Genomic DNA, 10739 nt, shown 5'->3' on the forward strand with positions numbered 1-10739 from the left:
AACGAGTGCCGACTGGACGGCGCGGGCGTCGGCGGAGCGCGCCTCTCCATCGTCACCGGCCCGAACATGGCCGGCAAATCCACCTTCCTGCGACAGAATGCGCTGTTGGCCGTGCTGGCCCAGTCCGGCTGTTTCGTGCCTGCCAAACGCTTTCGCCTGGGCGTGGTCGACCGGTTGTTCAGCCGGGTGGGCGCTGGCGATGATCTGGCCCGGGGCCGCTCGACCTTCATGATGGAGATGGTCGAGACCGCCGCCATCCTGACCCAGGCCACCCCGCGCAGCCTTGTGATCCTGGACGAAATTGGCCGCGGCACCGCCACCTACGATGGCCTGGCCATCGCCTGGGCCTGCGCCGAGGCGCTCCACGAGACCAATCGGTGCCGGGCCCTGTTCGCGACGCACTACCACGAGCTGGCGGTGCTGGAAGGCCGCCTGGCGCATGTTTCCAACCTCAGCCTGCGGGCCAAGGAGTGGAACGGCGACCTGATCTTCCTGCACGAGGCCGGCCCGGGGGCGGCAGATCGGAGCTATGGGGTGCAGGTGGCCAAGCTAGCGGGCGTGCCGCCGGGTGTGGTGGCGCGCGCAAGACAGGTGCTGGAACGTCTGGAGAAGGAAGCCTCGGGCCCCGCCAACCTTGACGACCTCCCCTTGTTTGCGGCCGTCGCGGAGCCCGAGACCCGCTATGGTCCCAGCAAGGTCGAGGAAGCGCTGCAGGTGCTCGACCCCGACGGCATGAGCCCCCGGGAGGCTATGGACGCGCTCTATCGGCTGAAGGGCCTGTTGGCTTGAGAGCCCTGATGGTCGATGTCGACGGCGTCATCATTCTCCCGCGTGCGGGCGGATGGGCGGTCGATCTGGAGGCCGACCTGGGGATCTCGGGTGCCGCTTTGCAGACCTGGTTCTTCCGCCCCCACTGGAACGACGTAGTGCTCGGTCGAGCGGGGCTCCATGAGCGGCTCGGGCCTGTTCTTGCAGAGCACGCCCCCCACATCACCAGCCAGCAACTCGCCGACTACTGGTTCGAAAAGGACTCCCGGCTCAATCACGTCCTGCTGGCCGACCTCGCGACGCTTCGGGCGGCCGGCATCCAGTTGCACCTCGCCACCATCCAGGAGCACGAGCGCGCGACCTATCTGTGGGAGACGCTGGGCCTCCGCGATCGCTTCGACGCCATGCACTACGCCGCCAGTATCGGCTGGAAGAAGACCGACCGGGAATTCTATGCTGCAGTGGAAGCCCGCACCGGAATTGCCGGAGCGGATATCCTGCTGCTGGATGACACGGCGGCCAATGTCGAGGCCGCCCGCGCGGCAGGCTGGGGTGGCGCTCTGTGGGATGGTAGGGCGCGTCTGTCCCAGGTTCTGGAAAAGCACAGCTGATCACAGCTTCAACGGAAGAACGCGATCCCGCTGCGCCCGCTAACGAACTGTCCTATATGGCTCAACAGTCATGGTCACACGCCTTCGCCCCACACGCCTGGAATATGTCGTCGACGGCGTTCGCCTGCGCAGTCAGTTGTCGGCGGCGGCCCTTGAACGTATGGGCGACGAGCCGGCCCAACGAAAGGCGGCGCTGGATATTCTGAAGGCTGCCCTGTTTCGCGGCCGGATGATCGCCAAGGAGCGGCTCGAGAACGGCGCCGGCGGGATCGAAACCGCGAGCCTGCTGTCCGGAGTCACCGACGAGGTGGTCTCGGCGCTATGGGATTTCACCACCGTCCATGTATTCCGCGCGCGCAATCCCACCGAGGGTGAACGTCTGGCGCTGATGGCGGTGGGCGGCTACGGGCGCGGCACACTGGCGCCGTTCTCCGACATCGATCTGCTGTTCGTGCGCCCCTACAAACAGACGGCGCACGCCGAGAGTGTCATCGAGTTCATGCTCTATGCGCTCTGGGACCTTGGCTTCAAGGTGGGTCACGCCTCGCGGACCATCGAGGAGTGCATCAAGCTCAGCCGCGAGGATTTCACCATCCGCACGTCGATCCTGGAGGCCAGGCGGCTGACCGGCGACGAGAAGCTGGCGGAAGAGCTGATGCGGCGGTTTCAGGCCGAGGTGGTCCGCGGAACGGGCGCAGAGTTTGTCGCCGCCAAGTTGAAGGAGCGCGACGAGCGCCAGACCCGCGCCGGAGCCAGCCGGTACATGGTCGAGCCCAATATCAAGGACGGCAAGGGTGGCCTGCGCGACCTGAACACCCTCTTCTGGATCGCCCAGTATCTGCATCCCGGCCAGTCCATTGAAAAGGTGCTGCAACTGGAGATGTTCGCGCGGCGCGAGGTGCGGGCCTTCATCCAGGCCTTCGATTTCCTCTGGGCCGTGCGTGGTCACCTGCACTTCGCCACCGGACGCCCGGAAGAGCGGCTGACCTTCGACCTGCAGCCCGAGATCGCCCGGCGGATGGGCTATGGCGACCGCGGCGATGCGCCGGCGGTCGAACGGTTCATGCGCCGCTATTTCCTGATCGCGAAGGACGTGGGCGCGTTGACGCGGGTGTTTGCCGCCAAGCTGGAATCCGAACAGGTCAAGATGGAGCCGCGCGGGATCTCGCGCTTCATCCCGGGCCGCAAGGTGACCCGCAAGCCGCTGGCCGAGCCGGGGTTTGTCGAGGTGGGCGGGCGTCTCGATGTGGACCCCGACATCTTCCAGGCCGACCCGACCAACCTGTTGCGGCTGTTCAAGGTGGCCGACCATCGAAATCTGGATCTCCACCCTGACGCCTTTACCGCCGCATCACGGGCGATATCCCTGATCACATCAGCGGTCCGGCGCGATCGTCATGCGGCGCGCGTGTTTCTGGATATTCTGGCCCGCGGCCGCGATCCGCGCAGGACGCTCACCCTGATGACGGAGGCCGGGGTCCTGGGTCGCTACCTGCCGGAGTTCGGCCGCATCGTCGCGCAGATGCAGTTCAACATGTACCACTCCTACACGGTGGATGAGCACACCCTGCGGGCCGTAGGCGTGATCTCTGAAATCGCGGCGGGCCGCATGCTGGAAGAGCATCCGCTGGCCACCCAGATCATGCCGCTGATCGTGGATCGCGAGGCGCTGTTCCTGGCCATGCTGCTGCACGATACCGGCAAGGGCGGCGCCGGGGGCCAGGAGGTGGCTGGCGCGCGCGCGGCCCGTCAGGCCTGCGAACGCCTCGGGCTGGAACGCTCCAAGATCGAGCTGGTGGCCTGGCTGGTCGAGCATCACCTGGTGATGAGTGACACCGCCCAGAAGCGCGATATCTCCGACCCGCGCACCGTTTCGGATTTCGCCGCCATCGTGCAGTCCCCCGAGCGGCTGCGCCTGCTGCTGGTGCTCACCGTCGCTGACATCCGCGCCGTGGGACCGGGCGTCTGGAACGGCTGGAAGGGCCAGTTGCTGCGCGAACTCTACTCCGCGACCGAGGCTGTCTTTCGGGGCGGGCGCGGCTCGGATGCGGCCGCGGCGCTCAGGCGATATCAGGAGAACGCGGCCTACGACGCCCGCGTCCGACTTGCCAGGGCGGAGACCAGCGCCGAGCCCTGGGGCGACGCGATGGAGGATGCCTACTTCACCGCCTTTGACGACGCCGAGGTGCTGGCTCATGCCCGCCTGTCGCGCGCGGCCCGGGACGACAAGGGCGCGGCCGCCGCCGGCCGCGTCCGCGCCGACCTCAACGCCGCCGAAGTGGTGGTCGCTGCAGCCGACCGGCCTCGCCTGTTCGTGGATCTCGCCGAGGCGATCACCGCAGCCGGGGCGAACATCGTCGGCGCGCGGGTCTTCACCTCGCGCCAGCAGCAGGCGCTGGATGTATTCTATCTTCAGGATATCACTGGCGCGCCTTTCGGGGGCGTAGACCCGCGAAGCCTGACCCGGCTTGCTGATCAGCTCGCCGCCGCCGCCCGCGGCGAACCCCACGGGCGCGAACCGCGTCGCCAGGACCTGGCCCGCGCCGCGGCCTTCGCCATCACGCCGGCGGTCATGCTGGACAATGACGCGTCGGAGACCTCCACAGTCGTGGAGGCGTCCGGTCGCGACCGGCCCGGCCTGTTGGCCAGCCTGGCGCGTACCCTGTCGGATGCCGGCCTGTTGATCACCTCGGCGCACATCGGCGGCTATGGCGAGCGGGCGGTGGACGCCTTCTATGTAGTCGACGAAGCCGGCGACAAGATCACCGACGCCCGCAAGGGCAATTCGTTGAAGGCGGCGCTGCTCGCCGATCTCAATGCAGGCGAGGCCGAGAGCGCCAGGGCCCGCCGCACCAACCTTCAGCAGGCGCGCGCCAGCAGCGCGCGATAGCCTTCAGAGCCGCGCCACCTTTTCCAGGTCGATCGGCATCTGGCCGCTGGCCACCCGGCTTTGGAACTCCTGCTTCGAGTTTTCCCTTGGATAGGGCGTCTCCGGAACCGGCACGGCCAGGAAGGCGCAGAGCGGTTCCCAGCCCTCGGTCACGTCGAACACCAGCAGTCGATCCTTCGGCACGCCGGCGACGACCGCCTCGGTATGGCGGCGAAAGAAGTCCACCATGAAGGCGCGATCATGGATATCGCCGCCGTACCAGCCATGGAGTTGGTCAAAGAACACCTTCATGTCGCCGCCGGGCGGGCCAGGACGATCAGGATTGAAGATCGTGGCCTGGGTCGAGTCGAACCATTTGTCCGGATCTCGCACCGTGTGCAGCACCCTGGCGTCGGGATAGTAGTCCGCCAGTTCGCGCCAGAACGCGCAACCGGGATGGTCGACCATTGCTTCGAAGTCCCCGAAGATCGCGTCCCAGTCGGGTTTGCCCTGACTGGCGGCGATCCAGAGCGGCACGGAGGCCGGCCGCATGAACACCTCGACCATGTGATGACAGGGGGCGAACCCCAGCTGTTCCAGCGCCAGCTTCGTGGAAAGCGTGCCCGTCCGCCCCAGGCCTGAGCCGATGACCTTCAAACCCATGATGCGGTTCCTCTTGCTGGACGAAAGCCTATCCCAGGCCTTGAGACTTGCACGACAAATCCACACGCCTTTTCCACTTTCAGCCGCTAGGTTGACGTGGTTCCCGACGCAGCCGACCTAGGCCCCGTGACCGACAGCCCGCCCTCCGCCGATCCTCCGCCCAGGCGCGGCGGCCTGCTGCGCTCATCGGCGATCTATTCCGGGCTGACCCTGGTCAGCCGGTTCATGGGGTTGGCGCGGGATCTGGTGATCACTGCCAAGCTGGGCGCCAGCCAGACCATCGCCGCCGATGCCTACTACACGGCCCTGGCGTTTCCGAACCTGTTTCGCCGCATGTTTGCGGAGGGCGCGTTCGCCGCGGCATTCGTTCCCGACTACGCCAAACGTCTGGCTACCGACGGGAAGGAAGAAGCCGACCGTTTCGCCTCGGATGCGCTGGCCACCATGGCCGCGGGCACGATTGTGCTGACCATCCTCTGCCAACTGGCCATGCCCTGGCTGATGATGGCGTACAGCTACGGGTTTCTGGCTGATCCTGCCAAGTTCAAGCTGGCGGTGATTCTCACCCAGATCACCATGCCCTACCTTCCTTGTATGGTGATCGCCGCGCTGTTTGCTGGGACCCTCCAGGCGCGGGGACGCTTCATCATCTACGGCTTCTATCCCACCCTGCTGAACGTGGTGATGCTGATCGCCATCCTGCCGCAGCATGATCCGACTGAGGCAGCCTATGCGGCGTCATGGGGCGTGCTGGTCGCCGGCGTCAGCCAGGCGGGGCTCTGCTGGTGGGGCGCCCACCGCGCCGGCGCCCGTATTCATCCGCGACACCTGAAGCTCACGCCGGAGATGAAGGCGATGATCCGGCGGATGGTCCCCGGGGTGATCGCCTCCAGCGCCACCCAGATCAATCTGTTCATCTCGGCGATGCTGGCCAGCCAGGTTGCGGGCATGCGCGTCTGGCTCAACATCGCCGAACGTTTCTACCAGCTGCCGCTAAGCCTGGTGGGCGTGGCCATCGGCGTGGCTCTGCTGCCCCGTCTCTCGACTTCGTTCCAGCAGAAGGATCAGGCCGACACACAGGTCGCCATGGACCAGGCCGTGGTCTTCGGTCTGGCCCTCAGCTTGCCGGCGGCGGCGGCCCTGATGGGCATGCCGGTCTACCTGACCGACGGGTTCTTCACGCGCGGGGCCTTCACCAGTGAGGACGCCGCCAATGCCGGAAAGCTGTTGTTCCACTACGGTTGGGGGGTGCCCGCCTTCGTGTTGATCAAGATCCTGCAGCCGGCCTTCTTCGCCCGGGGCGACACACGAACGCCGATGAACTACTCGCTGCTCTCGGTGGCTGTGAACATCGCACTGGGTGTCGCGTTGTTCTTCACTCTTGGCTTTGAGGGCATCGCTTTGGCCACATCGGCGGCTTCGTGGATCACCGTGATCCAGATGGTCGCCTATCTTCGCACTCATGGACACTGGACGCCCTCTCCGCGCGCCACGGGCAAGATGATCCGCGTCGGGCTGGCCAGCGGCGGGCTTGGGCTCGCACTTGTCGTCGGGGTGCATTTCAGGGCGGCTCTGGAGGCGCCGTTGGGGGCGGGTCTGGGGGTCCTCGGCGCCAAGGAAATTGCCGTCCTGCTGCTATGTCTGGCGGGCGCCCTGCTCTATCCAGTGCTGCTGTTCGCGTTCGGCGGGGTGACGCCAGCCGAGGCCCGTGCGGCCTTCCGACGCCGCAAGGGGGACGTTGCAACGCCTACGCCCGACTTGTCCTGATGATACCGCGACTATACAATGGTTCCATGATCGTGAACGGACTGAATTCCCGCCGATGGCGCTGACGACCTGACCCACCGTCGTTTCAGGCCTTGCGCCTGCCTGTCCGTATCCTTCAGAAGCCGCACATCATGACCGATCAAGCTCCTGCCCCCTACGCGGGCCCTCAACGCGTGCTCTCCGGCGTCCAGCCGACGGGCGACCTTCATCTCGGCAACTACCTCGGCGCGCTGGTGAAGTTCGCCCGCCTGCAGCACGAGATCGAGACCTTCATCTTCGTCGCCGACCTGCACGCCATCACGGCCTGGCAGGATCCTGCGAAACTGAAGGGCCAGGTCCGCGAGATCGCTGCAGCCTACCTGGCCACCGGACTGGACCCCAAGATCGCCACCATCTTCCCCCAGTCTGCCGTGCCGGCGCACGCCGAACTCGCCTGGGTTTTCAACTGCGTGGCGCGTGTGGGCTGGCTGGACCGGATGACCCAGTTCAAGGACAAGGCCGGCAAGCACAAGGAGCGCGAAAGCGTCGGTCTCTATACCTATCCGGTGCTGCAGGCCGCCGACATCCTGATCTATAAGGCTACCCACGTGCCGGTTGGCGAGGACCAGCGCCAGCACCTTGAACTCACCCGCGATATCGCCGCAAAGTTCAACACGGACTTCGACGCACCGGGCTTCTTCCCGCTGCCGGACGCCCTGACCCAGGGGCCAGGCGCGCGGGTGATGAGCCTGCGAGACGGGACGACGAAAATGTCCAAGTCGGACCCTTCCGACAATTCCCGGATCAACCTGACGGACGACGCCGACACCATCGCCCAGAAGATCCGCAAGGCCCGCACCGACGCCGACGTGCTGCCGCAGACGCTGGACGAGCTGAAAGGGCGGGCGGAAGCCGAGAATCTGGTTGGAGTCTACGCCGCTCTGTCAGGCCGTACGGCGCAGGACGTGCTGACCGAATTCGCCGGCCAGGGCTTTGGCGCCTTCAAGCCTCGGCTGGCTGACCTCGCCGTGTCCGTTATGGCCCCGATCGGCGGGGAGATGCGGCGGCTGATGGCCGATCCCGCCGAGATCGACCGGGTGCTGGCCGCGGGGGCGGAACGGGCCCGCGACGTGGCCGCGCCGACGCTCGCCGAGGTCAAGAAGATCGTGGGCTACTGGGCTGGCTGACTTGCGCCTCGGTCGCCGGCGCCGCAGGTTCGCCCCATGAGCACACGGCGCAAGTTTCTTGTAGTGGCGGATGAGACTGCCGAGTTCCAGACGGCCCTGCGCTTTGCTTGCCGGCGCGCCCGTTCCACGGGCGGCTATGTGGCACTGCTCAAGGTCATCGAGCCGGCGGTCTTCGAGCACTGGTCCGGTGTCCGCGACGAGATCGCCCGACAGCAGCGAGAGGAGGCGGAGGCCGCCCTGCAACTCTCGGCGGCATACGTTCTCGCCGAGACGGGCCTGCCGCCGGAATTCCTGATCCAGACGGCCGATTCAACCCGCGCGGCCCTGCGTCAGGTGCTTTCTGACGATCCGGACATCAAGATCCTGGTGCTCGCTGCCGCGGTCGGCGGGCGAGGCCCGGGCCCGCTCGTCACGTCCATCGCCAGGGAGGGCGTCAAGTGGGGCGCCCGCAAGGTGCCGATCACCATCGTGCCTGGCGACCTGTCGGATGATGAGATCGCTGACCTGGCGTAATCGCGGGAAGCTCAGCGCGAGCGCGCGATGTAGGCGTCGACCCGCGCTTCCAGGACGTCCAGTGGCAGGGCGCCTGCCTCCAGCAGGGTTTCGTGGAAGGCCCGGACATCGAACTTCGATCCCAGCGCCTCCTGCGCTCTTTGGCGCAACTCGAGGATCTTCAGTTCACCGATCTTGTAGCTGGTAGCCTGTCCCGGCGTGGTGAAATAGCGGTCAACCTCGCTCTGGATATCCCGCTCGGAGTTCAGGGTATTGCTTCGCATATAGTCCAGGGCCTGATCACGGGACCAGCGCTTGGCATGGATTCCGGTGTCGAGGACGAGGCGAGCCGCCCGCCAGATCTCCAGCGAGAGGCGTCCGAAGTCGTCGTAAGGATCCGTGTAGAATCCGGCCTCCTTGCCCAGCTTCTCGGCGTACAGGCCCCACCCTTCGATATAGGCGCCCTGATAGGCTTGCCGCCGGAACATCGGCAAATCGGCCTGTTCCTGGCTGCGCGAAATCTGGAAGTGATGGCCGGGTGCGCCCTCATGGTATGCGATCACCCGCAATTGCGGCTTGAGGACCTTGGTCATGTCCGAGAGGTTCACATAGAAGACTCCGGGTCGTGATCCATCCGGCGCGCCTTGAGCATAAAAGGCGACGGCTGCGGTCTTTTCGCGGAAAGGCTCCACCGCGCGAACCTCAAGCGGCAGCTTTGGCAATGAGGAGAATTGCTTCTCTGCCACGGCGAGATACTCGGCAATAATTCCCCGGGCGTCAGCTAGATATTGCGCCTTACCGGCGGCGTCGTTGGCGTAGTGAAAGCGGGGATCGGTCTTCACATGCTGGAAGAACGCCTCAAGTGATCCCTTGAACCCGACCTTGCGCTTGATGGCCTCCATATCGGCGCGAACCCGGGCGACTTCGGAAAGTCCCATGCTGTGGATCTGATCCGGCGTCAGCGGGGTGGTCGTGTAGTAGGCCACCATGTCGGCGTAGTAGGCTTCGCCCTCTGGCAACGCCCATACCCCGTCGACCGAACCCGCCGCCCGGGACATCGCGGTCAACGCGGCAAGATAGCTCTCGTAACCCTTGCGCCACTCGCCCTTGAGAGCGGCTTCGCCTTCCGCCAACAGCCTGGCCTTGACCGCGTCATCGGCTTTCAGCGCAGCAATTTTCGTCTTCAGATCTGCCCAGACGGGGTGATCGGGCCCGGTGTCGAAGGGCGCGCCCTTGATCTGGTTTCCGGCGTCGGGGATCACCCTGTCGAACACAAAGGCCGGCGGCAGGAACCTTCTTTCTGTCCGCGCCTCGATATCCGCAGAAACCTCGCGGGAGACGCGGTCCACGGCGCGAAGTCGAGCGATATAGGCCTCCGCGTCCGAGACGGTGTCCACTCGATGCGCGTTGATCAGCAACACAGGGATGCCATCAAGTGCGCCGCCGGTCCAGGTGACAGCGTAGTTCTGCCACCGCCAGCGTGTGAGAACCCGCTGCACCGCGACTCTCTGGCCAAAGAGGTCGAACGAAAGCTTTGAGGCCTCGCTGAGTTTCGACCGGTCAAACAACCGGGTCATTCGCGCCAGCTGATCTTCCGATAGCGCCAGCGCCTTGCGCTCACCGGCTTCGGTGTAGTCGCCCAGTTCGCCGTAGCGGTCCTTCATGCCCAGGAAGGTCAGTGACTCGGGGCTTTGCCGCACGCCCTCCAGAAACGCCTCCTCGAAGAACCGGGCCAGGCGCGCATCCTCGGTCATGGTCGCAGCTGCCACTGGCGCCGCCTTAGCGGGCCGCGCTGCAAGCGGTGATGCGCACGCGGCCGCGCCCAGGACGAGAAGGATTTTCAAAGTGCGATTCATCTGCGGCCCCACAATCGCCTATCGGCTCAACTTCCTGTCGCACAGCCTGTGATTTTGTGGCGATCTTGGGGCCATCCCTATCGCGTGATGGCTTGCAGGGCGATGCAGGAAGCGCCACATCTCAGGAATGTTCATCCAGACCGAAGCCACACCCAATCCCGAAGTGCTGAAGTTCCTGCCCGGCAAGGCCGTGCTGGGTGAAGGCACGCGGGATTTCCGTTCGCCGGACGAGGCGTCCGCCTCGCCGCTGGCCGCCGACCTGTTCGGCATCGAAGGTGTCAATCGGGTCTTCTACGGCCCGGATTTCATCACTGTTGGAAAACAGGCTGACGAGGATTGGGCGCACCTGAAGGCGCCGATCCTGGCGTCGATCATGGACCACTTCACTTCGGGCCAGCCGCTGTTCGCCGACGCCGGCGACAGTGAGGCCGGCGGTCATGATGAGGGTGTCTATGAAGGTGATACCGCCCAGATCGTCGCCGAGATCAAGGACCTGCTGGACACCCGGATCCGTCCCGCCGTCGCGCAGGACGGCGGCGACATCCTG

Annotated in this window: 8 protein-coding genes and 1 pseudogene; 7 read left to right on the forward strand and 2 right to left on the reverse strand. The window is 65.6% G+C overall.

The annotated features are described in order from the left end of the window. The 3 genes and pseudogenes from ACIQ42_RS09990 to ACIQ42_RS10000 form a co-directional block, all read left to right on the forward strand. Positions 1-789, forward strand: a pseudogene (locus tag ACIQ42_RS09990) (DNA mismatch repair protein MutS); the annotation flags it as partial. An 8-nt stretch (positions 790-797) separates the two neighbouring features. After that, entirely contained in the window at positions 798-1379 is a 582-nt protein-coding gene (locus tag ACIQ42_RS09995; protein ID WP_397422050.1) for an HAD family hydrolase, read from the forward strand. 70 nt (positions 1380-1449) lie between these two features. After that, positions 1450-4269, forward strand: a complete 2820-nt coding sequence (locus ACIQ42_RS10000; RefSeq protein ID WP_397422051.1) for a [protein-PII] uridylyltransferase — start codon at positions 1450-1452, stop codon at positions 4267-4269. Positions 4270-4272: 3 nt separating this feature from the next. On the opposite strand, the gene ACIQ42_RS10005 is transcribed toward ACIQ42_RS10000, so the two are convergent. Continuing rightward, positions 4273-4911: a sulfotransferase family protein gene (locus ACIQ42_RS10005; protein ID WP_397422052.1), complete on the reverse strand. Its 639-nt coding sequence runs from the start codon at positions 4909-4911 to the stop codon at positions 4273-4275. Between the two features lie 126 nt (positions 4912-5037). Between ACIQ42_RS10005 and murJ the strand changes: the two genes are divergently transcribed. The 3 genes from murJ to ACIQ42_RS10020 all read left to right on the forward strand — a co-directional run bounded on the left by murJ (position 5038) and on the right by ACIQ42_RS10020 (position 8357). Beyond that, on the forward strand, positions 5038-6678 hold the full coding sequence (gene murJ / locus ACIQ42_RS10010; protein WP_397422053.1) for a murein biosynthesis integral membrane protein MurJ: 1641 nt from the start codon (positions 5038-5040) through the stop codon (positions 6676-6678). 131 nt (positions 6679-6809) lie between these two features. Then, the gene (gene trpS, locus ACIQ42_RS10015; protein WP_397422054.1) at positions 6810-7844 is read left to right on the forward strand and encodes a tryptophan--tRNA ligase; all 1035 of its coding nucleotides are present in this window, start codon (positions 6810-6812) and stop codon (positions 7842-7844) included. A 36-nt stretch (positions 7845-7880) separates the two neighbouring features. Further along, a complete protein-coding gene (locus ACIQ42_RS10020; protein WP_397422055.1) occupies positions 7881-8357 on the forward strand; it encodes a universal stress protein in 477 nt (158 codons plus the stop codon). A gap of 11 nt (positions 8358-8368) precedes the next feature. On the opposite strand, the gene ACIQ42_RS10025 is transcribed toward ACIQ42_RS10020, so the two are convergent. Continuing rightward, entirely contained in the window at positions 8369-10105 is a 1737-nt protein-coding gene (locus ACIQ42_RS10025; RefSeq protein ID WP_397422056.1) for a DUF885 domain-containing protein, read from the reverse strand. Positions 10106-10319: 214 nt separating this feature from the next. On the opposite strand from ACIQ42_RS10025, the gene ACIQ42_RS10030 reads away from it, so the two are divergent. Then, the coding region (locus ACIQ42_RS10030) for a NifU N-terminal domain-containing protein (RefSeq protein ID WP_397422057.1) at positions 10320-10739 on the forward strand (420 nt) is incomplete at its 3' end.

The organism is Phenylobacterium sp. (genome assembly GCF_044372605.1).
Taxonomy (GTDB): Bacteria; Pseudomonadota; Alphaproteobacteria; order Caulobacterales; family Caulobacteraceae; genus Phenylobacterium.

Excerpts from the sequence above, each read along its gene's own strand:
- trpS (WP_397422054.1), top strand. The coding sequence starts at position 6,810 with ATGACCGATCAAGCTCCTGCCCCCTACGCGGGCCCTCAACGCGTGCTC.
- ACIQ42_RS10005 (WP_397422052.1), bottom strand. The coding sequence starts at position 4,911 with ATGGGTTTGAAGGTCATCGGCTCAGGCCTGGGGCGGACGGGCACGCTT.
- ACIQ42_RS10020 (WP_397422055.1), top strand. The coding sequence starts at position 7,881 with ATGAGCACACGGCGCAAGTTTCTTGTAGTGGCGGATGAGACTGCCGAG.
- ACIQ42_RS09995 (WP_397422050.1), top strand. The coding sequence starts at position 798 with ATGGTCGATGTCGACGGCGTCATCATTCTCCCGCGTGCGGGCGGATGG.
- ACIQ42_RS10000 (WP_397422051.1), top strand. The coding sequence starts at position 1,450 with ATGGTCACACGCCTTCGCCCCACACGCCTGGAATATGTCGTCGACGGC.